This is a genomic window from Ralstonia sp. AU12-08, from assembly GCF_000442475.1.
GTDB classification, from domain to species: Bacteria; Pseudomonadota; Gammaproteobacteria; order Burkholderiales; family Burkholderiaceae; genus Ralstonia; species Ralstonia insidiosa.
The window spans coordinates 218,231-244,072 of the sequence record NZ_ASZV01000007.1; the positions used below are offsets into that span (position 1 = coordinate 218,231).

Sequence of the window (25,842 nt, forward strand, 5' to 3'; positions counted from 1 at the left end):
AATGGCCCGTCAGCGATGCACGCCGCGGATGTGCCGATGTGCGTGTTCGGCCTCGCCATGATCATGGTTGTGGCCGTGGGGGCTGGTGGCGACCGGCTCCTCATGCAGCGACTGCAGCACGCCGCATTCCGCCACGGATGCGGCCGTCGTGCAGCGCAGCCCGATCGATTCGATCTGGCGCTTGAGTTCGGTCAGCTCCGCAATGCGCGCTTCAACGTGGCGCAGGTGGTCGTCCAGCAGGTGGTTGATCTCTTCGCACGAGGCCTGCGGGTTGCTCTGCAACTCCAGCAGCCGTCGGATTTCGGTATGCGCCATGTCGAGCGACCGGCACTTCGCAATGAAGGCCAGTTGCTCGGCATGCTCGGGTGTGTAGACGCGATAGTTGTTGGCGGCGCGCGCCGGCGGCGGCAGCAGGCCCTGCGCTTCATAGAAGCGGATGGTCTCGATGCTGATGCCCGTGCGCTGGGCGAGTTCGCCAATTTTCATATGCGTTGAAAAAGGGGATTAGAAAACGGTCGGTTCCGCGGTGACGGCTTCAACGCCGGCAACTTTCAGGCAGGCATCCACGCAAGCGCGGCAGGCGGTTGCGCAGGCACTGCAATGGCCCTGTCTGTGATGATCGCATTCTTCCGCGCATTGATGACAGATCTCGGCGCAGTCTTCCAGCAGCAGTTCTGCGAATTCGCTGTTGCGCTCCAGGAATCGGCGCGTAATGGCACAGTACTCCGCGCAGTCCGTACACAGGCCCATGCAGCGCGCCATGACTTCAGCGTGGCCGTTCTTGCCGGATTCCGTCGCGCAATGCTCGCAAGCGGTTTGGCAAGCATGAAGCGCCTGGATCACACTGGCAAAACGCTTGGCATTGTCTTTCGCGGTCGGACGATTGGTCATGTCAGTTCTCCTGTGGCAGTGGGCGTGCACGCTTGCGCGCTTCGGAAGGGATGGGCCGGGGCGTACCCCGTGCCGCATCTCTCCAATTTAGCAACTGGCGCTCCACTGCGTGAGGCCGACCTACACCTAAGACAACTCAGGCGACGGTCGCCTCGGCGTTACCGCGACGCAGCATGCCCTTGCCGGCACGTGCGATCAGGCGGTTCACGCCACCCACCACTGCGCGGATCGACGCTGTCGTCAGATTGGCATCCACACCCACGCCGAATACGCTGCCCGCCACACCCGGTGCGGCCATTTCTGCAAACGCAATGGCATCGGCATTGGCGCCCTGGCCCAAGGCGCGCTCTTCGTAGTGATGGATCGACACGGGCGCCGTCAGCACGTGTGACAGCGCATGCACCAGCGCATCCAGCGGCCCGTTGCCGGTACCTTCACAGATGTGCTCATGGTCGTCGATGTTGACCACCAGGCGGATGTGCTGGCTGCCGTCATCCTGTTCGGTCAGGCGGTGCGATACATAGCCGACGGCGCCGTCCGCGCGCAGATACGTCTGTTGAAACAGTGCCCAGATGTCGGCACCAGTGACTTCACGGCCGCTTTCGTCGGTCAGTTGCTGCACGGTGCTGCTGAACTCCACCTGCAGGCGGCGCGGCATCGCCACGCCATAGCCGGATTCCAGCAGGTACGCGATGCCGCCCTTGCCCGACTGGCTGTTCACGCGAATGATCGAGTCGTACGTACGGCCCACATCGGCCGGGTCGATCGGCAGGTAGGGCATTTCCCACAGCGCATCGGGCTTCTGCACAGCAAAGCCCTTCTTGATTGCATCCTGGTGCGAACCCGAGAACGCCGTAAACACCAAATCGCCCACGTACGGATGGCGCGGATGCACCGGCAGTTGCGTGCAGTCCTCACACGTGCGTGCCACGTCATTGATGTGCGAGAAATCCAGTTCTGGATCGACACCCTGCGAGTACAGGTTCAACGCGAGCGTGACGAGGTCCACGTTGCCGGTGCGTTCGCCGTTGCCGAACAGGCAACCTTCCACGCGGTCGGCGCCGGCCATCACGGCCAGCTCAGCTGCGGCCACGGCGGTGCCACGGTCATTGTGCGGATGCACGGAGAGGATGATCGAATCGCGGCGCGCCAGGTTGCGGTGCATCCATTCGATCTGATCGGCATAGATGTTGGGCGTGGCCATCTCCACCGTGGCCGGCAGGTTGACGATGATCTTGTGCTCCGGCGTCGGCGCCCACACCTCGGTCACGGCGTTGCAGACCTCGAGCGCAAAGTCCAGCTCGGTGCCGCTGAAGACTTCGGGGGTGTATTCGTACGTCCACTGCGTCTCGCGCATCGTCTCCGCAATTTCGCGGATCAGCTTGGCGCTTTGCACGGCAATGCGCTTGACGCCGTCGCGGTCGGTGTTGAACACGGTGCGGCGGAACACCGGCGCCGTGGCGTTATAGACGTGGATGATGGCTTTCTTGGCGCCACGCAGCGATTCCATCGTGCGGCGGATCAGGTCTTCGCGGGCCTGCGTCAGCACCTCGATGGTCACGTCGTCGGGGATGTGTCCGCCTTCGATCAGCTCGCGCACGAAATCGAAATCGGTCTGGGAGGCGGCGGGGAAGGCAGCTTCGATTTCCTTGAAGCCGATCTGCACGAGCATCTTGAACATGCGCATCTTGCGCTCGGCGTTCATGGGCTCGAACAGGGCCTGGTTGCCATCGCGCAGGTCCGTGCTCATCCAGATCGGGGCGCGGGTGATGGTCTTGTTGGGCCAGGTGCGATCGGCGAGGGCGATCTGGGGGAAGGGGCGGTATTTGGTGGCGGGGTTCTTCAGCATGGTGTGGGTGTCCTGTGAGATCGAGATCGGTGGATTACGTCAGGGACGACCGCGCGTGCGGCGTCCGGCGTGGCCGGGTGAACGTTGCGGGTGTGGCGGCCAGACAGCCACGGGCGCGTGGTCTGGCTGCCGGGCGATAGTCGGGTCAGTAGTCGTAGCGAAAGCAGGATCGAGGTCGGCATGGAAGGCTCCAAATCGGTGAACGGATCACCGGATGACGTCACATCAGACGAGGTCCGTCGCCTGTTGCGCAACGGACCGGTCAAACACCGGAACGAGGGGGAAAAGAGAGGTCTACGCGCTTACACGCGTAGTAGGGAAGCGGATAGCGATAGCAGACCGCGCACGCACGAGAGGGTGCGAGCTTGAGCGGTGAGAAGGGCGATCTGCTGGGAGTGCATTTCTCAATACTGCGGGCGGATGGGGGCCGTTGTCAAGTTGCCTGGGCGGAATTCAGGCGGTTCGGGAGCACGCGTCGGAGGCGGAAATTCAATGTGAAGTACTCGCCAGCAAAACGTAAGCGAACCTGCTTTAATACACCCCGTCCATACCGCCAGCCCGCTGTATCAACGGCTTTATAACGGTAAGACTCCCTCATGCCCCACAAGGAGAACACCACAATGGTCACGTTGAACATCAACGGCAAACCGGTGGAAGTTGATGCCGATCCGTCGACGCCGCTGCTTTGGGCGCTGCGCGACAACCTCGGCCTGACCGGCACGAAATTCGGTTGCGGCGTTGCGTCGTGCGGTGCGTGCACGGTGCACCTGAACGGCCAGCCCACGCGTAGTTGTGTGCTGCCGATCTCCGCGGTGGCGGGTCAGCAGATCACCACGTCTGAACACATTGCCGATGACAAGGTCGGCAAGGCTGTGCTCGACGCTTGGATCAAGCACGACGTGGCGCAGTGCGGCTACTGCCAGAGCGGCCAGATGATGAGCGCGGTGGGTCTGCTGCGCAGCAAGAAGAAGCCGACCGATGCCGACATCGATAGCGCGATGGCCGGCAACCTGTGCCGCTGTGCGACGTACCAGCGTATCCGCGCGGCGATTCATGACGCCGCGAAGTCGCTGGCCTGAGCCCCACCGGAGAATTCATGATGCGTATTCGAAATCTTGAAGCACTGGCTGGTGGCGGCGCGCACCCTCAACCGGCATCTGCGGACGCGGGTGTGGCGACACTGGATCGCCGTAGCTTTCTGAAACTCACCTCGCTGGCCGGCAGCGGTCTTGCACTCGGCATTGCGCCGGTGCTGGCGGGCGCGCAGGACGCGAAGGCCAAACCACCTTCACCCCCGCAGGCCTTCATCATCATTGCCCCGGACAACACCGTGAGCGTGGCGGTGAACCGTCTGGAGTTTGGTCAGGGTGTGCACACCGCATTGCCGATGGCGCTGGCGGAAGAACTCGACGTCGACTGGCGCAACGTGCGCGGCGTGCTGGCGCCGGCGGGCGATCCGTACAAGGACCCGGGCTTCGGCATCCAAATGACGGGCGGTTCCACTGCGCTGAACCACTCGTTCCAGCAATACCGCGAGCTGGGTGCGCGCGCACGCGCCATGCTGATTTCGGCTGCTGCGCAGCGTTGGAATGTGGATCCTGCCACGTGCCAGACGGCCAATGGCGTGATCACCTCGGGCAGCAACCGCGCCACGTATGGCGAGCTGGCGCAAGCCGCCATGGCGTTGCCAGTGCCGGCGCAGGTCACGCTGAAGAACCCGTCGCAGTTCCGTATTGTCGGCAAACCCACGCCGCGTCTGGATGCGCGCGCCAAGCTCGACAGCTCGCTCAAGTTCGGCATCGATACGCGCCTGCCGAACATGAAGGTAGCTGTGCTGGCCCGCCCGCCGCGCTTTGGCGGCAAGGTGGCCAAGTACGACACGGCAGCGGCCAAGGCTGTGAAGGGCGTGGTCGATGTGCTGTTGATCCCGACGGATCGTGGCGGCACGGGCGTGGCCGTCATTGCCGATGGCTACTGGCCGGCCAAGCAGGGCCGCGACGCGCTGCAGGTGAGCTGGGAAGACACTGGCTCGACGGTGTCGACGCCAGCGTTGATGGAGGACTACAAAAAGCTCGCCAGCCAACCCGGCACAGTGGCCAAGCCGGCTGACGTGAGCGCCATCCAGTCGGCGCCCAAGCGTATTCAGGCTGATTATGAGTTTCCGTATCTTGCACACGCGCCGATGGAGCCGCTGAACTGCACGGTTGACGTGCAGAGTGCTGGCGGCAAGATCAGCGGTGCGAAAGTGTGGGTCGGCTCGCAGTTCCAGACCATCGACCAGGGCGCGATCGCCAAGGTGCTGGGCGTGGCGCCCGAGAAGATTGAGCTGAACACGATGATGGCTGGCGGCGGCTTTGGCCGGCGCGCGATCACCACGTCGGACTACGTGGTGGAAGCCGCTAATGTGGCCAAGGCGTATGCAGCCGCGGGCCATAGTGGCCCCGTCAAGGTGATCTGGAGCCGTGAAGACGACATCCGCGGCGGCTACTACCGCCCGATGCATCTGCACCGCGTGGATGTGGGCGTCGACAACAGCGGCAAGGTGGTCGGCTGGAATCACGTCATCGTCGGTCAATCGATCCTCAAGGGCACGCCGTTCGAGGCCTTCATGGTCAAGAACGGTGTTGACAGCACGATGGTCGAAGGCGTGATCGAGAACGACTACGGCTTCCCCTTGCAGCTGACGGTGCACCATCCGGACGTGAACGTGCCGGTGCTGTGGTGGCGCTCGGTTGGTCACACGCATACGGCCTTCGTGATGGAAACGATGGTCGATGAGGTGGCGCACGCCGCCAAGCAAGATCCGGTGGCCTTCCGGCTGGCACGCTTGACCGATAAGGAGCACGCGCGTCATCGCGCCGCGCTGCAACTGGCCGTTGACAAGTCCGGCTACGGCAAACGCAAGCTGCCCAAGGGCCAGGCTTGGGGCGTGGCGGTGCACGCATCGTTCGAGTCGGTGGTGGCCTATGTTGTGGAGGTGTCGATCGACAAGGGCAAACCGCGCGTGCATCGCGTGACGGCTGGCGTGCATGCCAACCGCGTGGTCAACCCGATGGGTGCGGAAGCGCAGATCCAAGGCGCCTGCGTGTTTGGCCTGGCGATGATTGCCCCGGGCTTTGCCATCGAGATCGAGAACGGCGCGACCAAGAACAGCAACTTCCCCGACTACCCGCCCGTGCGCATGCCGGACGCGCCGCCGGTGAACGTGTTCTTTGTACCGTCGGAAGATAACCCGACTGGTCTGGGCGAACCCGGTACGCCGGCGATCGCGCCGGCCGTGGCCAACGCGGTGTTTGCATTGACCGGCAAGCGCCTTCGCAAGCTGCCGTTCGACACGGTGTAATTGTCATCATCGCGTGATGCGATTGGAGCCGGCATGCAGCAATGTGTGCCGGCTTTATTGTTCAGCGGATGGTTTCTTGCGTCCGCGCTTGTGTTGTCTATCCACCCGGAGGAGCACGTTATGGCATTGAACATTTTGTACACCGCCCACGCCACCGCCACAGGCGGCCGCAACGGCCACACGCAAACCGACGACGGCCAGGTCTCGCACGACCTGTCGGTCCCGAAGGCAATGGGCGGCCCCGGTAAGCCCAACACCACTACGCCGGAAGACCTGTTTGCCGCGGGCTATGCGGCATGTTTCGGCTCGGCATGCGACTTTGTCGCCAAGAGCATGCTCAAGCTCAATCCGAGCAGTGTCGAGATTCATTGCGACGTGGGCATCGGCACGCGCTCCGAAGGCGGTTTCGGTCTGAAGGTCGGGCTGACCGCGCGCGTTGGCGGCCTGTCGCAAGCCGACGCTGACAAGCTGGTGGCCACGGCACATGAGGTGTGCCCGTACTCCAACGCCACGCGCAACAACGTGGAAGTCACGCTCAAGACCGAGGTGGTTTGATGCATAAGCGGCCCGTTGCTGGTGCTGTTGTTGGGGTATTGCTGGCCGCGGGCCGCGGCAGCCGGTTCGACCCTGCGGGTGCAGCAAACAAGTTGCTCGCTGTATTGCCTGACGGTACACAGGCGGGCACGCCTGTCGCCGTGCAGGCGGCACGGCATCTACTGCAGGCCGTAGGGGACGTGGTGGCCGTGGTGCCCGCCGCCGCTACGCATGGCGCGCAGGTTGAGCAACTGGCCGTGCTGTTGGCCGAAGCTGGTTGTGACGTCTTGCGATGCCCGACCGCGGCCAACGGCATGGGAGCCAGCCTAGCGGCAGGCGTGAGCGCACGTCCCGACGCAGGCGGTTGGGTCATCGCCCTGGCCGATATGCCGTGGATTGCCCCCGAGACCATTGCTCAAGTTGCGCAGGCGCTCGACGTGCACCACTGCGTCGCGCCGTTCCACGCAGGGCAGCGTGGCCACCCCATCGGCTTTGGCGCCGATTTCTTCGCCGGTTTGACCGCGCTCGACGGCGATGAAGGCGCGCGGCGCCTGATTGATCCCGCCACACTCGTCCGCATTGACAGCAACGACACCGGCATCTTGCGCGATGTCGATACCCCCGCTGATCTGGCGTAGTGCCCTGTTTCTTCGCAGTTGCACAATTTGTTCACAGCAACGCCCAAACTGCCTGCGAAACCGGCCGCAACCGATTGACGCACAAGGATTTGTTGCCTGATGTAACGGCCGCACCCGATGTGGATAACTTTCGCCAGGCGTGCCCGTTTTGCGTTGTCGACACGTTTGCGGGAATCCGTCAAGCCCGTTGTCATGCCAAAGGCTAACGGCATGTCGGGTTATGCACAGAACATGTGGATAAGTCTGTGGGAAACGTTGTTCGACCCGCGTGGCGACGGGCTTTGGTCGGCATTGCTCGGGGATTTGGCACACCCCGTCGGGTTGACGCGGTGAGCTTCTTGCAACGTTTGATTACAACCGGAAACAGAATGTCAGGCGGTCTTCGACCAGACTCCCGGTACGCGACGACGGCGATCCTGGCGATCTCGTGTCGCGACCGACGCATTTGAAGGAGAAGAACATGGTCCGGGTACTGACGATTTTTCTGGCGGCTGCCACGGTGTTGACGGCAACCGGTTGTGCCGACATGACGGCGCGTCAACGCAATAACGCCATCGGTGCGGGCGTAGGCGGTCTGGCTGGCGCTGCGCTGATCGGCGGCCCAGGCGCAACCCTGGGCGGTGCTGCGCTGGGCGGACTGGTGGGCAACGTATCGACACGCTGATACGGCGATACGCACATCGTTCAAGCGAAAACGGACCCGGGGTGGAAGCCTCGGGTCCGTTTTTTATGCCTGCGCGCGGCTGAGTGAGCGCAGCAGGCTTTCGAGTGCGGGCACTTCCAGCGGACGACCAAACAGGAAACCCTGCACTTCATCGCAGGCGTGTGTCGAGAGAAAGGCTGATTGCTCGGGGGTTTCCACGCCCTCAGCCGTCACGGTCATGTTCAGCGCGTGCGCCATCGCAATGATGGTCTTCGCCAACGCCACGCAGTCGGCCACTGCAGGCACGCCGCTGATGAACGAACGGTCGATCTTGATGTTGTGGATCGGCAGGCTGCGCAGGTACGACAGCGACGAGAACCCGATACCAAAGTCATCGAGCGAGATGCGCACGCCGCGTGCGGCCAGGCTTGTCAGCAGACGTTGCGTCGACAGGCGATCGGCCAACAGCACGCTCTCCGTCAATTCCAATTCCAGTCGCGACGACGTCATGCCCGATGCCTTGAGTGCTTCATCCACATCGCGTTCGATCACGCCCGCATCGCATTGCCGTGCCGATACATTGACCGCCACGCGCCCCGTGAAGCCGAAGTTGCGCTCCCATACTTGGCCCTGCGTGCATGCCTGCATCAGCGCCCAGCGGCCAAGCTCAAGGATGTAGCCGGACTCTTCCGCCACCGCGATGAACTCGGTGGGCGAAATCGCTCCCAGTTCTGTGTCGGACCAGCGCATCAGCGCTTCCACGGCCACCAGTTCGCCCGACGAGAGCGCGTACTTGGGCTGATACACCAGCCGCACTTGCCCGCGCGCGAGTGCGCGGCGCATGCGTTCGTTGAGGGTGAAGCGGCGCAGCATCTGCGATTCGAGCGCACGCGAGTATCGCGTGATGCGGCTGCGGCCGTTCTCCTTGGCACGGTACATGGCGGCCTCGGCATGGCTGACCAGTGTGCCCGCGTCACTGCCGTCTTCCGGATATGCCGTAACACCAATGCTGGCGGACAGGTGCAGTTCGCGGTCACCGCCGGTAAAGGGCTTGGCCAGCGCATCAAGCACCTGCTGGGCGAGCGCATCAATCGTGTCGGGGTCGTCGATGGCCACGCAAAACTGGTCACCACCCAAGCGCGCCAGCAGCGCACGCTGGCTGACCTCGGCGCGAATGCGCTGCGCCGCCAGGTTCAGTACCTGGTTGCCGATGTGGTGGCCCATCGCCTCGTTGACGGTCTTGAAGTGGTCCAGCCCGATGTAGAGCAGCGCGGCGCGGCCGGTGGAGGGCAGCGCCAGGCGCGCGTCGAGCCGTTCGATGAATGCCGCGCGATTGGGCAGGCCCGTCAGCGAGTCCTTCGTTTCCAGCAGGCGCAGTTGCTCGTGGGTCGAACGTTCCGCGGTGATGTCGGTAAAGATGACCAGCACCGCATGCGGCGAGGCGCTGTCCGGTGAAAACATCGGCAGCACGGATTCGCGCAGCCAGACAATCTGCCCGTTGCCGGTCGGTACGCCCACCACCACGTTGCTGATGGCGCGTCCGGTGCGTGCGGCCAGTGTGGAGGGCCATGCTGCGCGCGGCAGGATGGTGCCGTCTTCGCCGAGCATCATGTCGCTGTGCGCCATGCGCGGGCGACCCTTCCATGACCCGCCCGACAAGCGCAGGATCTCGGACGCGCTGCGGTTGTACGACAGCACGCGGCCGTCGGTGGACAGCGTGAGCACGCCTTCGCTCAAGTGGTTGACGACCAGACGGTATTGATCTCGAAGGTCACGCGCTTGGGCGTACTCGCCTTCCAGGCGCAACAGCTTGACCAGCGCGCTGACATAACTGGCACACGTGGTACGCAATGCAGCGTCGTCGCGTGTCGCGGCTGGTGCAGGGTAGAACAGGCACAGCAGGTCACCGCTCGACGTCATGCCACCATGCTGTGCGGGGATGCGGCATAGCCAAGCGGGTAGCGCCTTGCCGAGCACGCGCGTGAGTACCTCCTGCAGGGCGGCCGGCGCATTGGACTGGCGAATCAGTTCAATGGGGGCTACGTCGTTCAACAGCGGCGCGATGCGCGCAAGTTCAACATCGAGTTCGCCGGCTACTGGCGCGACCAGTTGTTCGCGGGCAGCTTGCGTGCCATACAACCGCGCCCGCCCGGATACCACGCGCGTCACGATGCATAGCGCGGTGGGCAGCGCTGCCTCGAGCGCGCGCAATACTGCGTGCAGGCGCTCCCCGAGCGAAGCCGCGGACGGCAGCGTTGACAGCAGATGATCAAGGTGTTCGTGCGGCAACGCCGCGCCGATGGCCTCGGCGCTGAGAATGCGCTCGCCCGCCTTGCCAGGCAACTGCGCGTCGAGCGGCAAAGGCAACCCGTGTACCACGATCTGCTGTGCAGGCAGGCCATCGAAACGTGTCGGCGTGATAGTCAGCCGGACGTTGACCGGTGCCTCGGATGTGCCCAAAGAAACAGCAGAAGCCACCTCTGTGGCGGCTGTATCGGGCATCTGCGGATCGGCGTTCGCGCCTGCGTACGCATTCAGCGTGGCGGGCACATCCTGAAAGAAGCGCGAGAACGGCTCGCCGAGCAGTTGATCGACCGAGCGCGCGCGCACCATGCTGATGCCGGCCGCATTGGCGTACACGATGCGGCCTTCGAGAACGACATAGAGGGGAACGGGCAGGCTTTGTGCCGACAGCGGGTAGGAAAGTTCGTCTTGCATCCCACGCTCCAACCAATGGTATTGCCCGAGATACCACGCAATCAATGTGTCCGCGGGCAACGCAACAGCAGCCAGCCTGCGGAGGCGGGACAACAACTTTTATGATGCGCAAAAGTTGCGTGTCGCGCAAATCGTTGATTTGTGATTTATACAACACACCGCATGTTTGGTTTGTCTGCGACGTTCTCGGTTGTTTGCAGCATTCGCTGAAAAGGGTGGTCCGATCGATACGGATTCGATCAAGCCTGCAATACCGCATCTGAAGCGCTTCTCTTGTCGGCGAAATGCCGTTTGGTTCGGCAAGGCGTGCACGCCAATCTGCGCGCTGACATCAAGAGGCAGATTCGCATTGTGAGGACGAAACAGGTGTTCACGCGGCCGATGAACGTTATGGAAAGAAAAAAATTGTGCCTGTAAGTAGCAGGTGTACCGGCATGCCGAAGCGCAAAGCCAACGGTAAAACACGGGCAAGGATGGATTCATCGTGGGTGTATCCAACGATCAGTCCGCAGGGGTCATCGCTTTGAAGCGGTTTTAGCGACGATCAAACATCCCTCCAGGGTGGTGAAGCAATGCGGTGCCAATGCCAGGTCGCCACGTAGCTTGATAGGCGGTGGCACAGCCAGCCGCCAGCAATGTACTGGCGTCAATTGGCCTCGGGAATTGCAGGACCCAACGGCAGTTGCTAATGTGATGGCACTGAAATGCAGTGCTTGCAGGTTTGCAGTCTCGTCTGATCGCGTATACCAGAAGAATGCATCCATCTGACTTTCTGGTTGAATCTTGAGCATTCGGTGTGCCTGATTTGATTCGACCGCTTTTGGTGCACTTGCGGCAAGCCGCGGTGCGCGATCAAAACCGTTGAAATTTCATTTCAGTTATGAATACAATTGAACTAATATCTGACCCACAACAGAATTTATTGGGAGCGCATATGGCGACATACAAGGAATTGGTTGCACAAAAGGCCAAGCTGGAAGAGCAGATCGAAACCGCCCGCGCCAAAGAGCTGGAAGCCGTTATCCAGCAAGTGCGTCAAACGGTTGCCGAATACGGCCTGACGGCTGAAGACCTGGGCCTGGCACCGCGCCGCGGCCGCCGTGCTGGTGCCAAGGCACCCGTGCCGGCGAAGTACCGCGATCCGAAGACGGGCGCAACGTGGTCTGGCCGTGGCCGTGCACCGGCCTGGATCGGCAAGAACCGCGACAAATTCCTGATCGCCTGATTTGCCCCTTTCGGTACGACGGCCCACCAGACCGGTGGGCCGTTTTTGTTGGAGCGCCTGAGCGTTCCTGACTATAACGTCGACATGACGCCCCGCCTCCCCAAATACCTCGAACTGGCCGATCGCATCCGGCTCGACATCCTGCATGGCGCCTTGCCGGCCGGCAGCGTTGCCCCCAGCGAAAACGAAGTCGCCCAACGCTACGGCGTATCGCGGCTGACCGCGCGCCGCACGCTCAATGAGCTGGCCGCACGTGGGTTGCTCAAGCGCTCGCGCGGGCAACGTAGCGTGGTGCTCGATCGGGTGGGGCCGCATCGTCCTGTGCTGTATGCCCCGGGTCAGTCCGATGCGGCGTTGGAGTACGTGCCCGGCGCCGCCTACAGCGTCAGCGCATTCCAATTGGAGCGGGCTGATGAGACGGTGGCGGCCGCGCTCGGTCTGGAGGTTGGCGCGCAGGTGGCATTTGTGGAGCGCCGCGCGCAGGTCGAGGGCAAGCCCATCATGCTGCTGCGCACGTGGTTGACGTCACGGCTGGCGGCCATGCTCGAGGCGCGCGATTTTGAAGACCGCTTGTTCGTGCAGGTCTTCCAGCGGGCCAACCTGACCATCGCGCGCTCGCGCGAGGCGCCGCTGGCATGCGTGGCTGACGCGCATCAGGCCAGCCAGCTTGACGTGTCCGCAGGCGTGCCGCTGGTGCGCGTACGCCGGATCGGCTACAGCGTGGCTGACGTGCCGATCTCCCTCACGTATTGCGATTTCTCCCCCGAGCGCTATACGCGCGAGGTAGACATTCGCGTCCTGCAAAACGACTAGAGCGTGTCATGTCCTTTTACGGGAGATGCGTTCGTTTCAAAACGGTTTGCGTGGTAGGCGCAGACCGCCGCCCTTGGCGTTCCAAGGGCAAGGGCTGCAACACCCCACGCGAGCCGTTTTGAAACGAACCCTTCGGGAAACCCACCAAAAAGCCGCATGGCCGCGTTGCGGCTCGCTTATTTGGCTTGCCAAACCGCGCTCGCCACGCCTTGCCCTGCGACTTTTTGGTGGGTTTCGCACTCCCGTAAAAGGGCATGACACGCTCTCTGCACTTGCGCCAGCACGGTGCAGAAACGGCGCCACACACCCCTGTGTTGGGACTTGTCTGGTAGGGGTATTCAAGCTAGTCTGCGCGCCTTCCCGCGAAAACGTATTCATTTGTGACACCTCAGCATGCTGACGGCGCATTGGCACGGCTGTTGCATTCACTCGCGGCGATCTCAGCAGGGCAGGCGAGCCACCTGCCTCTGTGAAGCGAATTCAACACAACGGAACCAGAAGAGGGAGAAATCAACGATGCAACTCAAGCGATGTTTCAAGCTGGCCGCGCTGGCTGCTGCCGCCGGTCTGACCGCAGGTGCGGCCCAGGCGCAATCGTCCGTCACGCTGTACGGCCAGGTGGATGCCTGGGCCGGCATGACCAAGAACCTGGGCGCGTCTGACCGCGCAGCGGTTGTCAATTCGGGCGGCATGTCCACGTCGTACTGGGGCATGAAGGGCAGCGAAGACCTGGGCAACGGTTTGAAGGCCATCTTCACGCTGGAAGCGTTCTTCCGCCCTGACACCGGCAAGGGCGGCCGCTTTGATGGCGACACGTTCTTCGCCCGTAATTCGTTCGTCGGTCTGCAGTCGAACACCTGGGGCTCGATCAAGCTCGGCCGCAATACGCCGCAGTACTTCGTTTCGACGATCCTGTTTAACCCGTTCGGCGATTCGTACACCTTCTCGCCGATGGTGTTCCACACCTACCTGGGCAACGGCCGCACGGGCGCAGCCGGCATCTCGGGTCTGGTGGGCGATTCGGGCTGGAACAACTCGATCCTGTACAGCACGCCGGACATCAATGGCTTCACGGGCACGCTGATGTACGGTGCGGGTGAGCAGGCTGGCCACAACGGCCAGAACAAATTTGGCGCGGGCTTCCTGTACTTCCGCGGCAACTTTGCAGCCACCGCCGCTTTCCAACAGGTGCGCTTCGATGCCACCCCGGGCGACCTGAATGCACTGGTGGCGGGTTTCCAGCGCCAGACTGCAACGCAGCTGGGTGCGTCGTATGACTTTGGCGTGGTCAAGCTGTACGGTCAGTACCAGTACATCAAGAACACGATCGCCACGGGTGATGCGAAGAGCAACGGCGGCCAACTGGGTGTGTCGATTCCGGTCGGCCCGGGCAGTGTGCTGGCTTCGTACGCCTACACGAAGACCTCGGGCGCTGCAGACGTGAAGCGCAACACCTGGGCCATTGGTTACGACTATTCGCTGTCCAAGCGCACGGATGTGTATGCCGCGTACTTCCGCGACAAGGTGTCCGACCTGAGCTCGGCTGATACTTTCGGCGTGGGCATGCGCGCAAAGTTCTAAACCTGCGCTTTCCTTGTCACCCCCGCGTGTCGACAGCGCGGGTGGGCATTTACAGCGGCGTCCGGGGTTCCGGGCGCCGTTTTTTGCTTGTGGAAGGCGAGTGGGGTCGGGCGTTCAACCGGTACGCGCGATGCGTACGGGCGCCAAGGAAGACGTGGCAGGCTCAGCCACGAGTTGCGGCTGATTCAGCAGCATGGCGCCACGCTGGGTGGCGACGAATACCGCTTCGGTACGGCTGCGGACTTCCAGGCGACGATATAGCGCGTTGATGTGCGCCTTGGCTGTGGCCTCAGAGATGCCGAGCATGCGGCTGATGGTTTTGACCGGATGGCCGCGCGAAAGCAGAACCAGGATTTCGTACTGGCGTTGGGTGAGTCCCAATAATGCGCAGTCGTCACTGCCCTTGGCGCCACCTGTTTGCGCATCTGGCCGGGCAAGCACAATGGAAGCCGGTACATAACGGCCGCCGGCGAGTACCAATTCCAATGCGGCTGCAATCAATTTGCCTGAATAGCTTTTCAGCAGATATGCAGAGACATTCAATTGCATCAGCGCGCGCACATGTGCGGCTGAATCGCTTTCACCCAGTACGGCGACGTGCCGTGGATGTGGCTGTTGCAGCAACCGGGAGAGCGCCGGAAGATCGTCGATGCCCGGCAGTGGCAGGCCGATCAGGGCCAGTTCGGCGTCCGCATGCGCCGCGAGATTTTCAAATAGGGCCTCGTCCGGGTCGACGCTGACGACTTCGGAAATGGCCGGCAAAGATTGTAAAACGTGGGTCGCACCGGCACGCACCAAGGGGTGTGCCTCAACTACGATCGATTTCACTGCGCCGCCTGTCTGGTTATGGTTGTTTGCCCATTTCCGGAATATGGCCGGCCGTCGCCCATTTGGACCGGCGAGATCCAAATTGATACAGGCGTGGCTGGTAGAAACGCAATGACGCGCGGTTTCGGTATGTTTCCCCGTTCAACCAGCAGTCACCAGGTGCGGTGCCGCCGGGCCGAAACCTTGGCATGCCATTCAGGCGCGATTTCTTTCCGGTTTTCTTGTTTATGTCGCCAGGCGCGGAGGATATACCCCGCCAAAATCGGCAGAATAAATCCCCAGCATGCTTGTTGCACCCATCAATGGGATGTAAACCTTTTTGTTTACCCCGATTGGCGGTGTGCCAGACCCCCTATAGATAGCAGGATCAGGCAGGGGCAGCTAGCCCCACTTCAAACCCATTGACGTAAACGTAAACCGGCGTTCGGCCGTCTTTGACGGCCCTGCGGTTTATTGGGCGACGACCGAGAAGCGCGGCATCGACAGCGGTTGCTTGCCGTCGCGGCCGTAGGGCGTGCCACCGCCGTTGTTGGCAGCGTGCAGGACAGACAGCGCGTTTTGCGTGGCGCGCAGACGCAGATCGATCAGGGTGCCGTTATCCAGATTGCGCTGGCGCAGAGTGCGGGCCAGGGCCAGGTTCTCGTCGAACAGGCGGCTAGCGGTTTCATCGGTGCGCAGGTATTTGACCAGCCCGTACGGATCGGCGCCGCCGTGCTGTGCCCACCAGAGGCGGCGCTCGCGGTCAGCTTCGCCCAGGGCGGTGAGCTGCTTCTGCTTGGTCTGGGTGACGCGCTCGAGCTCGACCATGTCGCCGTCGCGCAACGCTTGCGCCTCGGCTTCCAGCGTCTGGGTGGCGGCGCGCAGCAGTTCCTGCTCGTCGGCAAGGGTGCGGATCAGCAGTGTGTTGTCCATGTTGGCGACCTTTAGCTGGGGAGCTTGGGCAGCCGCCGGCCGGCACACCGCCCCGCCGCGATCAGCCCAAGCGGGCTGGCGGCGTCATGAGAAATGGGGGACGGACGACGGGAGGCTCCCGTCAGACCTTCTTGCTTTGTGCCGAGAGCAGCGAATGCGCGTCGGACAGCGCCGCATCGGCGATCTTGCCGGCGTCCATCTTGAGCGTGCCATTCTGAATGGCGCTGCGGATCTGCTCGACGCGTGCTGCGTTGAAGTCGCCGCTGCCCACTTGGCGCGAAACTTGATGGACCGACAGCGAAGGCACGGTTGAATCCTGGTCGCTGTGGCGCGTGGTGCCCGTGGCCGTCGTGGCCACCGAGGACGAGCCGGTCGCGCGCGTCGACCCGGACGCTGCGTCCTTGGTCGGCGCAATGGCCGGCGTGTTGTTGACGATATGGTTGATTTTCACGGGTGTCTCCGAAGAGCGCGTTCATCCTATCACCCATATCGGCCAACCCCGACCCAAACTTTAGCGAGGCGTATTGAGAGCGCATCACAGTGTGCGTGTGATCGATTGATATCAAATCGATGTCAGAACTGGATCGCGACCACACCGGCGGACTGCGCAATGCCGGAGACGACGTTGCCGTTGGCCGTGCGCACCTGCGCCACCTGACCCACGGCTGCCTGGTTCATGGCCCGGCCGTCACTGGTCACCTGGAAGCCGCCGCCTTCGGCGACGAGCTTGACGGTCTGGCCGGCCTGCACGGCAATTGCCAAGCGCAGGCTTTCGGCGCGCAGCGGCTGGTTGGCCGCCACGCTGGTTACCAATACACGCCCGACCACGTCGGCGGGTTGCTGTACGACTGACGGTGGCAGCAGCGAAAGGTCCCCCGTGCGTGCTTCCAGATCGCTCATGTCGAGCGTCTTGCCCGGCGACAGCTGGTGCGACGCCACGTAGTACGTCCCCGTGATCTGGATGGTGGCTGGCACCCACGCCGCCCAGGCGTGCGGTGATTTGCAGCGCACTCCAACTTGAATGCGGCCGCGCAGGCGGTTGGCCGCCGGGAGCATCAGGTCGATCTGGTCACACGGCTGGTTGGCCACGCGTGGATCGACCGGGCCGACTTCCACCGAGGCGCGCGGTGCGCCAGCGTCATTGGTGCCACCCAGGATGTCCAGCTGTGACTGCAGTTGCTGCTGGATCTGCATCTGGATGGCGTTCGGGCCCTGGACGGTGGTCGTGGCGGGTTGTGCGGCCTGGGCCGGCATCGGCATGTTGGTGGCTGCCGGCGCGTAGCCGACGCGCATCATGCTTTGCGCGTGTGCCGGGAACGGATGGGCGAGGCTTGCCAGGACGCCCAGCGCCAGGGCCAGCAGCAGCGTGCGCCGGCGTGCGGCCAACGGCATTGCCGTGGCGCCGCGGCGGCGGACAACGGCAAAGGTCGGGTAGTGGGCGCTACGTGCAAACCGCGTGGACATGGAAAGCCCTCCATCTAGGAGCGTGTCATGCACTCTTACGGGAGTGCGAATCCACCCAAAAGGCCGCAGGGCTAGGCGTGGCCGACGCCGTGTGGTGATTCCACACAAGGAGGCCGCAACGACGCCATGCGGCCTTTTGGGTGGATTCCCTTTGGGTTGTTTCCAAAACACGCGCTGGGGGTGTTACGGCCACCCGCCAATGGAACAACCATTGGCAGCCGTCCGTGCCTACCCAGCACGCGTTTTGGAAACAACGCATCTCCCGTAAGAGTGCATGACACGCTCCAGAGTCCGGTGAAGTGTAGCCACGCGCGCGGGAGGGCCAAATGCGGAAATGTCGGCCAATCCCCCCCTTATTCGGACGAATGCTCTTGCCAGGTGGCCCCTAGACTTTGCAACGTGGTGAAGTCCCTGGCGTTGCGCGGTGCCGTTCCATTTGCCGCGCGGCCTGCCCCGGAAGGTCGGTTTCCCGGCCGGCCCCCGGATCCGCAGACAAGGCCCTCTCCACTGAGGCTGCATGACGGCAACTCAGCAATACAGCGGTTCTGGAGACGGCATCGGCGGTTTTGAAGGGGCTGCCGATGCCTGCTTCTCCAACCCACGGAATTCGGAATACCAAACAAACGCGGCGGCGGGGTTGCCAGTTCAGGCACCAACAAGACGCCACGCGCGAGGAATGACAGACATGGTCGACAAGCTGGATCAGTTGTTCGGTTTTCAGGAGAAGGCGTTGCAGTTGCGTTCGCAGCGGCACCAGATCCTGGCCTCGAACATTGCCAACGCCGACACGCCCAACTACAAGGCGCGCGACTTCGATTTCCAGTCGGCGCTGCAAAAGGCGGTCGGCCAGCAAAGCGGCAACACGCTGCCGATGACGGCCACGGCGTCCGGCCACCTGACGGCGGACGGCGCACCTGCCGGTGATGTGACGCTGATGCAGGCCTCGCTCTCGCAGCAGGCCAAGTCGCTGCAGGGCGAAGTGCAGTACCGCACATCGCAGCAGCCTTCCATTGACGGCAACACGGTCGACATGGACGGCGAGCGCATGCGCTTTGCCGACAACACCGTGCGTTACGAGGCCGACCTGAACATCGTGACGCAGAAGATCAAGTCGATGCTGGCGGCCATTCAGAACAGCTAGCGCGGCAAAGCAAGACAAAGCAGGACCGAGCAGAACAGAGCAAGACAGGGTAGGACGATCGCGCCGCAGTCTCGGGCGCGACGAAAGAGGGGCGGGAGTGATGCGGCGCCCCGGGCCAGGCAGTCTGGCCCGGAGAGCGCCCACACAACACCGGACCGATCCGGCAACAGCAAACAGTATTCAGACAGCGGAACCAACATGTCGCTATTCAAGGTGATGGATGTGGCTGGCAGCGCGCTCACCGCGCAGTCCAAGCGCATGAACGTGGTGGCCTCCAACCTGGCCAACGCCGAGAGCGTGACGGGGCCCAACGGCACCGCCTACCGCGCCAAGCAGGTGGTGTTCTCGCCCGAGCAGGGGGCTGACGACTACGCCACGGGCGTGTCGGTCGACCGCGTGGTGGAAGACACCGTCACCCCCATGAAGCGCATGCACCAGCCGGGCAACCCGCTGGCCGATGCCGATGGCTACGTGACCATGCCGAACGTGGATCCGGTCGAAGAAATGGTCAACATGATTTCCGCCTCGCGCTCGTACCAGGCCAATGTGGAAGTCGCCAACACCACCAAGACGATGGCCGCCAAGGCCCTGACCCTGGGCCAGTAAGCGGCACCCGCTCAAGCCTCCTAAGCGAGATACGACTATGACCGTCAGCTCCACGACAAGCACCACGGGTACCTCCGGTACCACGAGCACGACCACCGGCAACAACCTGGCGATCACCAGCGGTACCGATCTGCAGAGCACGTTCCTGCAGATGCTGGTGGCGCAGTTGAAGAACCAGGATCCGCTGAACCCGATGGACAACTCGCAGATGACCACGCAGCTCGCGCAAATCAACACGGTCAGCGGGATCCAGCAGTTGAACACTACGATGTCCAGCATGCTCACGCAGAACGCTGCCACGCAGGCTTCATCGATGATCGGCCGGACGGTGCAGGTGCCGTCGTCCAACCTCACGCTGGCGTCCGGCAAGGCCAACTTTGGCATCTCGGTGCCTAATGGCGCCGATGACGTGGTCGTCACCATCAAGAATGCGGCCGGGGTTGCGGTGCGTACCGTTGATCTGGGCCAGATGACGGCCGGCTCCGGCAACTACACCTGGAACGGCAAGGACGACAAGGGCAACCAGCTTGCCGACGGCAACTACACGATCAGTACTGCGGCCACGCTCAACGGCCAAACCACCACGGCAAACGCGCTGGGCACCGACAAGGTGGCCGGCGTGACCATCAACAACGGCACGATGCAATTGGTGCTGGCATCCGGCGGGACGGCCAAGCTGTCTGACGTCGCTTCTATTCAGTAACGGGCCCGTCTCAGACACGCCCGCCGCATTTCTATTCTCGGGAGAACACTATGGGATTCCAGCAAGGCCTGAGCGGTCTCGATGCCGCCTCTCAAAACCTCGACGTGATCGGCAGCAACGTCGCCAATGCCAACACCGTCGGCTACAAGAAATCGACCGCCGAGTTTGGCGACGTGTACGCACGTTCGCTGGTGGGTGCTACCGACAATCAGGTCGGCCAGGGCGTGAGCGTGACCCGGGTGTCGCAGTCGTTCACGCAGGGCAACGTGACCAACACCGGCAACCCGCTGGACATCGCCATCAACGGCACGGGCTTCTACCGCATGGTGGACGCGAGCAGCGGTCAGGTGTCGTACACGCGTAACGGCCAGTTCCAGACCGACAAGAACGGCTACATCATCTCCGCCACCGGCCAGAATTTGACCGGCTACGGTGTGGATAACACCGGCAAGGTCAACACCGCCGTGCTGACCAACCTGAAGATTCCGGTCAATGACCTGGCGCCGCTGGCCACCACCAACACCGCGTTCGGGGTGAACCTTGACGCTGCCGCCACGCCGCCGACCACCACGCCGTTCTCGGCCACCAACTCGGCCACGTTCAACCACTCCGTTTCGGAACAGGTGTACGACGGCACGGGCACGGCCCACATGCTGACCAACTACTACGTGAATACGGGCCCTGGTACGTGGGCGGTGTACTCGCAGGTCGATGGCAACAACCCGACCGGCGGTAACCCGGTCTCTACGCTGACCTTCAATGCCAGCGGTGCACTGACCACCAACCCCAGCAAGGTTGCCGTGGCCTTTGGCGGCATGAGCATCGCCAACATGGACTTCACCGGCACCACGCAATACGGCGGCGGCTACAACGACACCGCCCCCGGCGTTTCGCAGGACGGCTATGCCACGGGTCGCCTGGCCAGCTACGCGGTGGGTACCGACGGCACCATCACTGCACGCTATTCCAACGGCCGCACCGCCGTGCTGGGTCAGGTTGCCATGGCCAACTTCAAGGCACCGGAAGGCCTGCAGAACATCGGCGGCAACCAGTGGGTGGAAACGTCCAACTCGGGCGCCCCGAACCTGGGCACGCCGGGCATGGGTTCGTTCGGCTTGCTGCAGTCGTCGGCGGTGGAGCAATCCAACGTGGATCTGTCGGCCGAGCTGGTGAACATGATCATTGCCCAGCGCTCGTACCAGGCCAATGCGCAAACCATCAAGACGCAGGACACCATCCTGCAGACGCTGGTGACCATGTAAGCACTGGATTGTCCTGACAGCCATCACCTGAACGCCCATCTAGGAACCTCGCATGGACCGCTCGATTTACGTGTCGATGACTGGCGTGAAGCACCTGTTCGACCAACAGGCCGCCAGCGCCAACAACCTGGCCAACGCCAGCACCACCGGCTTCAAGGCGCAGATCGACGCGTTCCATACGGTGGGTGTGCAGGGCGATGGCTCGCCCACGCGCAGCTATGTGATGGCATCGGCCATCGGCACAGACGTGACGCCAGGCCCGATCGAGACCACCGGCCGTTCTCTGGATGTGGCAGTCGACGGGCAGGGCTACTTTGCCGTGCAGGCCGCGGATGGCTCCGAGGCGTACACCCGCGCGGGCACGTTTCAACTGAGTGCCGACGGCACCATCGTCACCCTGGCCGGCCAGCCGGTGATGGGTGATGGCGGCCCGATCACGCTGCCGCCCAACACGACGGTGCAGTTTGCCAAGGACGGCACGGTCAATGCCATCAGCGCGGACAACGTCACGCCGCCGGTGTCGCTGGGCCGTCTGAAGCTGGTCAGCATTGACCCTTCCAACCTGAACCGTGGCACTGACGGCCTGTTCCGTCAGCGTGATGGGCAGGACGCCGACACGAATGAAAACGTGCGCATCACGCCCGGCGCACTGGAAGGCAGCAACGTCAACCTGACCGACTCGCTGGTCAACATGATTGAAATTTCGCGCCAACTCGAGATGCAGATGAAATCGCTGCAGACGAGCGACACGAATGCTCAGTCGGCCAATGAACTGCTGCGCCACGCTTGATGCGTTGCGTGTGAACTGAATCAACCAAGGACTCGAACATGATTCGCTCCCTGTGGATTTCCAAGACCGGGATGGATGCCCAGCAATCGCAGCTGGATGTCATCTCGAACAACCTCGCGAACGTCAACACGACGGGCTTCAAGCGCTCGCGCGCCGTGTTCGAAGACTTGCTGTACCAAAATGTGCGTGAGCCGGGGGCGCAATCGTCGCAACAGACCACGCTGCCTTCGGGCATGCAGGTCGGTACCGGTGTGCGCATCGTCGCCACCGAGCGCTTGCACACGCAGGGCAACCTGACGCAAACCGGCAACGCGACCGACGTGGCCATCAACGGCAACGGCTTCTTCCAGGTGCAGATGCCTGATGGCACCCTGGCCTATACGCGCGACGGCAGTTTCCAGGTCAACGCGCAGGGTCAGTTGGTGACCTCCAGCGGTTACCCGATCCAGCCGGCCATCACCATTCCGCAGAACGCCACCAGCCTCACCGTGGGCAAGGATGGTGTGGTGACGGTCACCACGCCTGGCTCGGTCAACAACACCCAGGTCGGCACGTTCCAGTTGGCCAACTTCATCAACCCGGCCGGTCTGCGCAGCATGGGCGAGAACCTGTATGCAGAGACCGAAGCCGCCGGCACAGCCAACCTGGCTAACCCGGGTTCCAACGGCACGGGTGTGCTCAACCAGAACTACGTGGAAACGTCCAACGTGAACGTGGTGGAAGAAATGGTCAACATGATTCAGACGCAGCGTGCGTACGAGATCAACAGCAAGTCGGTGCAGACGTCCGACCAGATGCTGGAGAAGCTGTCGCAGCTCTAAGCTGGGCAGCGCAGTTTTTAAGGAAGTCTTGCGATGCAAACCCCCCCGGTCTACTCGCTCCAACAGGAACAGATTCAGCACGGCGGCCGCGCTGTGCGAATCGCCAAACTGGCCGTGCTTGGCACGGCGGCTCTGCTCGCTACGGCGTGCGGCTTCCTGCCGCCGCCGGCGCCGATTGTGCAGGGCCCGACCACGGCGCGTCCGCCCATGCCCGTCATGGCACCGCGTCAGAACGGGGCGATCTACCAAGAGGTTGCATCGGGCAGCGGCGGCTTTCGCGGCATGTTCGAAGACCGCCGCGCACACATGGTGGGCGACACCATCACCATCGTGATTACCGAGAACACGGCAGCCAGCAAGCAGACTTCCGGCAGCGTGGACCGCAGCGGCAGCAAGACCACGTCGGTGCCCACGTTTGCTGGCATGAACCCGGGCGTGCTGTCGCTGCTGGGCGTGTCGGCCAGCGACGCCAACAAGTTCGACAGCAAGGGCGCCAACGGTGCGCAGAACAACTTCACCGCCACCATTACCGTGACGGTGGTGGAAGTGCTCGGCAACGGCAACCTGGTGGTGAGCGGCGAGAAGCAGATGGCCGTGGGCCAGGGCACCGAGTCGATCAAGTTCTCAGGCGTGATCAACCCGACCACCGTCAACAACCAGAACACCGTGCTGTCCACCCAGGTGGCGGATGCACGCATGGAATACCGCGGCACCGGCTACGTGGCCGAAGCCCAGCAGATGGGCTGGCTGTCGCGCTTCTTCCTGACCGTGTCACCGTTCTAAGGAAGCGGCCATGACTTTGTATCGCACGACGTTACATCGCACCCTTGGTGCCGTCCTGTTGGCATTGAGCGCGATTGCTGGGTTTGCTCCCACGTTGGCGCACGCCGACCGCATCAAGGATCTGACCAGTGTTGCCGGTGTGCGTGAGAACGCGCTGATCGGCTACGGCCTGGTCGTCGGCCTGGATGGCAGTGGTGACCAGACCACGCAGACGCCGTTCACGATCCAGAGCTTCAACAACATGCTCACGCAGTTCGGCATCAACGTGCCGGCCGGCGCCAGCATCCAGCTCAAGAACACCGCCGCCGTGGTGGTGACGGCGGCGCTGCCTGCCTTTGTGCGGCCGGGGCAGACCATCGACGTGACGGTGTCTTCCATTGGTAACGCCAAGAGCCTGCGCGGCGGTACGCTGCTGCTCACGCCGCTCAAGGGCGTGGATGGCCAGTTGTACGCCCTGGCGCAGGGCAACGTGGTGATTGGCGGCGCGGGTGCGTCGGCCAACGGCAGCAAGGTGCAGATCAACCAGCTGGGCGCCGGCCGCATCGCCAACGGGGCGACGGTGGAGCGCGCAGTGCAGGCCACGGTGGGCGAAGCCGGCAGCATCCAGCTCGACACCGGCACGACGGACTTCGGTACGGTGCAGAACATCGTCAACGCCATCAACAAGCAGTTCGGCACCGACACCGCCCAGGCCGCCGACGGCCGCACGATCAACGTGCGTGCGCCGGCGCTGGCATCGGACCGCGTCGGGTTTCTCGCCAAGTTGCAGAACATTGACGTGACGCCGGCGCTGGCCGCCGCACGCGTGGTGGTCAACGCGCGTACGGGCTCGGTGGTGATGAACCAGCTCGTCAAGCTCGAGCCCTGCGCGGTGGCACACGGCAGCCTGTCGGTCACCATCAGCACCGAGCCGGTGGTCAGCCAGCCGGCGCCGTTCTCGCAAGGCCAGACCGTGGCGGCCGCACGTTCGAACATCGAGGTCAAGCAGGCAGGCGGCAGCCTCATCAACGTGAAGGGCGGCACCAACCTGGCAGATGTGGTCAAGGCCATCAACGCGATCGGCGCCAACCCGCAAGACCTGATTTCGATCCTGCAGGCGATGAAGGCGGCCAACGCCCTGCGCGCCGAGCTGGAAATCATCTAAAGCAGGGGCCGACGCGATGAACCCGACCGACCTCACCAGCCGCCTGGCGCTCGACTCCACAGGGTTCGAGTCGCTCAAGCAAGCCGCACGCACCGACCCGACCGGCGCCGCCAAGACCGTCGCCAAGCAGTTCGACGCGATCTTCGTGAACATGATGCTTAAGCAGATGCGCGATGCATCGCCGCAGAACGGGCCGTTCGATTCATCGTCGACCAAGATGTACACGTCGATGCTTGACCAGCAGCTCTCGCAGACGATGGCATCGCGCGGTGTGGGCGTGGCGGATCAGTTGCTCAAGCAGATGCTGCGTCAGGCCAACCACGTGAACCCGGATGCCGGTGGGCCGGTGAATACCGCGCTGTCCAACACTACCGCGACAAATACCGCCTTGCCCGGGGCCGCTGGCTCCACGGCCGACGCGGCCAAGGCCATCGCCCGCTCGTCGCTCAACAGCATGGCCGCTGCGGTTGCGCCCGGCACGGAAGACGATGGCTCGGGCATCAGCACCGTGCCGCGCCCGGGTCTGGAAGAGCGCGTGCAGCGCGCCTTGGCTGCCCTGCGCAAGCAGGCCGGGGCAGACCAGAGCGGCCAGTCGACCGGCGCACTGCCGGATGTAGATTTGTCGACCGTGGCTTCCGAGCCGCGTGGTGATCGCATGGCCAGCTTCTATAACAAGCTGATCGGCCACGCCTCGCAGGCCGCGCAGGAAACCGGCATTCCGGCCAACTTCATGATCGGCCACGCCGCACTGGAGTCCGGCTGGGGGCGCCGCGAAATCAAGTCCAGCGACGGCACCAACACGCACAACCTGTTCGGCATCAAGGCCGGCGGCTCGTGGACGGGCAAGACGGCCACGGTGACCACCACCGAATACGTGGGCGGGGTCGCGCACAAGGTCCAGGAGAAGTTCCGCGCCTACGGCTCGTACGCCGAGGCGTTCAAGGACTACGCCAATCTGCTGGCCAACAACCCGCGCTACAGCAACGTCGTGGCGGCGGGCAACGGTAACGATGCGGCCTCGTTTGCCAAGGGCTTGCAACGTGCGGGTTACGCCACAGACCCGAACTACGCCAACAAGATCATGGCGGTGCTCAAACAGATCGTTTGACGTTCGCTATCAACAAGAAAAACCAATAGTGTCGGCCGGCTCAAG

The 25,842-nt window shown here is 63.1% G+C and carries 25 protein-coding genes; 17 read left to right on the forward strand and 8 right to left on the reverse strand.

All coding sequences use genetic code 11. The features are described 5' to 3' along the window. Nucleotides 1-9: 9 nt before the first annotated feature. From cadR to leuA, 3 genes are all read right to left on the reverse strand, one after another. Nucleotides 10-486 carry a Cd(II)/Pb(II)-responsive transcriptional regulator gene (gene cadR, locus C404_RS35320; RefSeq protein WP_021193448.1) on the reverse strand — a complete coding sequence of 159 codons (477 nt, stop codon included), beginning with the start codon at nt 484-486 and terminating at the stop codon, nt 10-12. An 18-nt stretch (nt 487-504) separates the two neighbouring features. After that, nucleotides 505-891, reverse strand: coding sequence for a four-helix bundle copper-binding protein (locus tag C404_RS35325; protein WP_021193449.1), 387 nt, complete (start codon nt 889-891; stop codon nt 505-507). 136 nt (nt 892-1,027) lie between these two features. Then, complete coding sequence (gene leuA / locus C404_RS35330; protein WP_021193450.1) at nt 1,028-2,740, reverse strand: 2-isopropylmalate synthase; 1,713 nt, start codon at nt 2,738-2,740, stop codon at nt 1,028-1,030. A 620-nt stretch (nt 2,741-3,360) separates the two neighbouring features. Here leuA and C404_RS35335 point away from each other — a divergent pair. From C404_RS35335 to C404_RS35355, 5 genes are all read left to right on the forward strand, one after another. After that, complete coding sequence (locus C404_RS35335) at nt 3,361-3,819, forward strand: (2Fe-2S)-binding protein (RefSeq protein ID WP_021193451.1); 459 nt, start codon at nt 3,361-3,363, stop codon at nt 3,817-3,819. 20 nt (nt 3,820-3,839) lie between these two features. Beyond that, entirely contained in the window at nt 3,840-6,083 is a 2,244-nt protein-coding gene (locus C404_RS35340) for a xanthine dehydrogenase family protein molybdopterin-binding subunit (RefSeq protein WP_031328885.1), read from the forward strand. 120 nt (nt 6,084-6,203) lie between these two features. Further along, the gene (locus tag C404_RS35345) at nt 6,204-6,638 is read left to right on the forward strand and encodes an organic hydroperoxide resistance protein (protein ID WP_021193453.1); all 435 of its coding nucleotides are present in this window, start codon (nt 6,204-6,206) and stop codon (nt 6,636-6,638) included. Then, nucleotides 6,638-7,255, forward strand: coding sequence for a nucleotidyltransferase family protein (locus C404_RS35350; RefSeq protein WP_031328886.1), 618 nt, complete (start codon nt 6,638-6,640; stop codon nt 7,253-7,255). The genes C404_RS35345 and C404_RS35350 overlap by 1 nt, the downstream gene beginning before the upstream one ends. A 460-nt stretch (nt 7,256-7,715) precedes the next feature. Beyond that, nucleotides 7,716-7,919 (forward strand): hypothetical protein, encoded by a 204-nt coding sequence (locus C404_RS35355; RefSeq protein ID WP_021193455.1) that lies wholly within the window; start codon nt 7,716-7,718, stop codon nt 7,917-7,919. A 63-nt stretch (nt 7,920-7,982) separates the two neighbouring features. Here C404_RS35355 and C404_RS35360 read toward each other — a convergent pair whose 3' ends face one another. Further along, a complete protein-coding gene (locus C404_RS35360) occupies nt 7,983-10,616 on the reverse strand; it encodes a putative bifunctional diguanylate cyclase/phosphodiesterase (RefSeq protein ID WP_021193456.1) in 2,634 nt (877 codons plus the stop codon). Nucleotides 10,617-11,550: 934 nt separating this feature from the next. On the opposite strand from C404_RS35360, the gene C404_RS35365 reads away from it, so the two are divergent. From C404_RS35365 to C404_RS35375, 3 genes are all read left to right on the forward strand, one after another. Then, a complete protein-coding gene (locus C404_RS35365; RefSeq protein WP_021193457.1) occupies nt 11,551-11,841 on the forward strand; it encodes an H-NS histone family protein in 291 nt (96 codons plus the stop codon). Between the two features lie 84 nt (nt 11,842-11,925). Continuing rightward, nucleotides 11,926-12,654, forward strand: coding sequence for a GntR family transcriptional regulator (locus C404_RS35370; RefSeq protein ID WP_021193458.1), 729 nt, complete (start codon nt 11,926-11,928; stop codon nt 12,652-12,654). A gap of 516 nt (nt 12,655-13,170) precedes the next feature. Then, the gene (locus tag C404_RS35375) at nt 13,171-14,235 is read left to right on the forward strand and encodes a porin (protein ID WP_021193459.1); all 1,065 of its coding nucleotides are present in this window, start codon (nt 13,171-13,173) and stop codon (nt 14,233-14,235) included. Nucleotides 14,236-14,349: 114 nt separating this feature from the next. Here C404_RS35375 and C404_RS35380 read toward each other — a convergent pair whose 3' ends face one another. The 4 genes from C404_RS35380 to flgA form a co-directional block, all read right to left on the reverse strand. Continuing rightward, entirely contained in the window at nt 14,350-15,063 is a 714-nt protein-coding gene (locus tag C404_RS35380; protein ID WP_031328887.1) for a LuxR C-terminal-related transcriptional regulator, read from the reverse strand. Between the two features lie 450 nt (nt 15,064-15,513). Then, complete coding sequence (locus C404_RS35385) at nt 15,514-15,975, reverse strand: flagella synthesis protein FlgN (protein ID WP_021193461.1); 462 nt, start codon at nt 15,973-15,975, stop codon at nt 15,514-15,516. 121 nt (nt 15,976-16,096) lie between these two features. Further along, a complete protein-coding gene (gene flgM / locus C404_RS35390; RefSeq protein ID WP_021193462.1) occupies nt 16,097-16,426 on the reverse strand; it encodes a flagellar biosynthesis anti-sigma factor FlgM in 330 nt (109 codons plus the stop codon). 122 nt (nt 16,427-16,548) lie between these two features. Continuing rightward, nucleotides 16,549-17,439: a flagellar basal body P-ring formation chaperone FlgA gene (gene flgA, locus C404_RS35395; protein WP_021193463.1), complete on the reverse strand. Its 891-nt coding sequence runs from the start codon at nt 17,437-17,439 to the stop codon at nt 16,549-16,551. 685 nt (nt 17,440-18,124) lie between these two features. On the opposite strand from flgA, the gene flgB reads away from it, so the two are divergent. From flgB to flgJ, 9 genes are all read left to right on the forward strand, one after another. Beyond that, nucleotides 18,125-18,580, forward strand: a complete 456-nt coding sequence (gene flgB, locus C404_RS35400) for a flagellar basal body rod protein FlgB (protein WP_021193464.1) — start codon at nt 18,125-18,127, stop codon at nt 18,578-18,580. Nucleotides 18,581-18,778: 198 nt separating this feature from the next. After that, nucleotides 18,779-19,186 carry a flagellar basal body rod protein FlgC gene (gene flgC, locus C404_RS35405; RefSeq protein WP_021193465.1) on the forward strand — a complete coding sequence of 136 codons (408 nt, stop codon included), beginning with the start codon at nt 18,779-18,781 and terminating at the stop codon, nt 19,184-19,186. A 37-nt stretch (nt 19,187-19,223) separates the two neighbouring features. Further along, nucleotides 19,224-19,889, forward strand: coding sequence for a flagellar hook assembly protein FlgD (locus C404_RS35410; protein WP_021193466.1), 666 nt, complete (start codon nt 19,224-19,226; stop codon nt 19,887-19,889). A 50-nt stretch (nt 19,890-19,939) separates the two neighbouring features. Continuing rightward, nucleotides 19,940-21,151 (forward strand): flagellar hook protein FlgE, encoded by a 1,212-nt coding sequence (gene flgE, locus C404_RS35415; RefSeq protein ID WP_021193467.1) that lies wholly within the window; start codon nt 19,940-19,942, stop codon nt 21,149-21,151. 52 nt (nt 21,152-21,203) lie between these two features. Continuing rightward, a complete protein-coding gene (gene flgF, locus C404_RS35420) occupies nt 21,204-21,941 on the forward strand; it encodes a flagellar basal-body rod protein FlgF (protein ID WP_021193468.1) in 738 nt (245 codons plus the stop codon). A 38-nt stretch (nt 21,942-21,979) separates the two neighbouring features. Continuing rightward, nucleotides 21,980-22,762 carry a flagellar basal-body rod protein FlgG gene (flgG, locus tag C404_RS35425; protein WP_021193469.1) on the forward strand — a complete coding sequence of 261 codons (783 nt, stop codon included), beginning with the start codon at nt 21,980-21,982 and terminating at the stop codon, nt 22,760-22,762. A 33-nt stretch (nt 22,763-22,795) separates the two neighbouring features. Then, nucleotides 22,796-23,545 carry a flagellar basal body L-ring protein FlgH gene (locus tag C404_RS35430; RefSeq protein ID WP_021193470.1) on the forward strand — a complete coding sequence of 250 codons (750 nt, stop codon included), beginning with the start codon at nt 22,796-22,798 and terminating at the stop codon, nt 23,543-23,545. Nucleotides 23,546-23,555: 10 nt separating this feature from the next. Beyond that, entirely contained in the window at nt 23,556-24,689 is a 1,134-nt protein-coding gene (locus tag C404_RS35435; protein ID WP_021193471.1) for a flagellar basal body P-ring protein FlgI, read from the forward strand. Between the two features lie 16 nt (nt 24,690-24,705). After that, the gene (flgJ, locus tag C404_RS35440) at nt 24,706-25,797 is read left to right on the forward strand and encodes a flagellar assembly peptidoglycan hydrolase FlgJ (RefSeq protein ID WP_021193472.1); all 1,092 of its coding nucleotides are present in this window, start codon (nt 24,706-24,708) and stop codon (nt 25,795-25,797) included. Nucleotides 25,798-25,842 lie beyond the last annotated feature (45 nt).

Excerpts from the sequence above, each read along its gene's own strand:
- cadR (WP_021193448.1), bottom strand. The coding sequence starts at position 486 with ATGAAAATTGGCGAACTCGCCCAGCGCACGGGCATCAGCATCGAGACC.
- C404_RS35325 (WP_021193449.1), bottom strand. The coding sequence starts at position 891 with ATGACCAATCGTCCGACCGCGAAAGACAATGCCAAGCGTTTTGCCAGT.
- leuA (WP_021193450.1), bottom strand. The coding sequence starts at position 2,740 with ATGCTGAAGAACCCCGCCACCAAATACCGCCCCTTCCCCCAGATCGCC.
- C404_RS35335 (WP_021193451.1), top strand. The coding sequence starts at position 3,361 with ATGGTCACGTTGAACATCAACGGCAAACCGGTGGAAGTTGATGCCGAT.
- C404_RS35340 (WP_031328885.1), top strand. The coding sequence starts at position 3,840 with ATGCGTATTCGAAATCTTGAAGCACTGGCTGGTGGCGGCGCGCACCCT.
- C404_RS35345 (WP_021193453.1), top strand. The coding sequence starts at position 6,204 with ATGGCATTGAACATTTTGTACACCGCCCACGCCACCGCCACAGGCGGC.
- C404_RS35350 (WP_031328886.1), top strand. The coding sequence starts at position 6,638 with ATGCATAAGCGGCCCGTTGCTGGTGCTGTTGTTGGGGTATTGCTGGCC.
- C404_RS35355 (WP_021193455.1), top strand. The coding sequence starts at position 7,716 with ATGGTCCGGGTACTGACGATTTTTCTGGCGGCTGCCACGGTGTTGACG.
- C404_RS35360 (WP_021193456.1), bottom strand. The coding sequence starts at position 10,616 with ATGCAAGACGAACTTTCCTACCCGCTGTCGGCACAAAGCCTGCCCGTT.
- C404_RS35365 (WP_021193457.1), top strand. The coding sequence starts at position 11,551 with ATGGCGACATACAAGGAATTGGTTGCACAAAAGGCCAAGCTGGAAGAG.
- C404_RS35370 (WP_021193458.1), top strand. The coding sequence starts at position 11,926 with ATGACGCCCCGCCTCCCCAAATACCTCGAACTGGCCGATCGCATCCGG.
- C404_RS35375 (WP_021193459.1), top strand. The coding sequence starts at position 13,171 with ATGCAACTCAAGCGATGTTTCAAGCTGGCCGCGCTGGCTGCTGCCGCC.
- C404_RS35385 (WP_021193461.1), bottom strand. The coding sequence starts at position 15,975 with ATGGACAACACACTGCTGATCCGCACCCTTGCCGACGAGCAGGAACTG.
- flgA (WP_021193463.1), bottom strand. The coding sequence starts at position 17,439 with ATGTCCACGCGGTTTGCACGTAGCGCCCACTACCCGACCTTTGCCGTT.
- flgB (WP_021193464.1), top strand. The coding sequence starts at position 18,125 with ATGGTCGACAAGCTGGATCAGTTGTTCGGTTTTCAGGAGAAGGCGTTG.
- flgC (WP_021193465.1), top strand. The coding sequence starts at position 18,779 with ATGTCGCTATTCAAGGTGATGGATGTGGCTGGCAGCGCGCTCACCGCG.
- C404_RS35410 (WP_021193466.1), top strand. The coding sequence starts at position 19,224 with ATGACCGTCAGCTCCACGACAAGCACCACGGGTACCTCCGGTACCACG.
- flgE (WP_021193467.1), top strand. The coding sequence starts at position 19,940 with ATGGGATTCCAGCAAGGCCTGAGCGGTCTCGATGCCGCCTCTCAAAAC.
- flgF (WP_021193468.1), top strand. The coding sequence starts at position 21,204 with ATGGACCGCTCGATTTACGTGTCGATGACTGGCGTGAAGCACCTGTTC.
- flgG (WP_021193469.1), top strand. The coding sequence starts at position 21,980 with ATGATTCGCTCCCTGTGGATTTCCAAGACCGGGATGGATGCCCAGCAA.
- C404_RS35430 (WP_021193470.1), top strand. The coding sequence starts at position 22,796 with ATGCAAACCCCCCCGGTCTACTCGCTCCAACAGGAACAGATTCAGCAC.
- C404_RS35435 (WP_021193471.1), top strand. The coding sequence starts at position 23,556 with ATGACTTTGTATCGCACGACGTTACATCGCACCCTTGGTGCCGTCCTG.
- flgJ (WP_021193472.1), top strand. The coding sequence starts at position 24,706 with ATGAACCCGACCGACCTCACCAGCCGCCTGGCGCTCGACTCCACAGGG.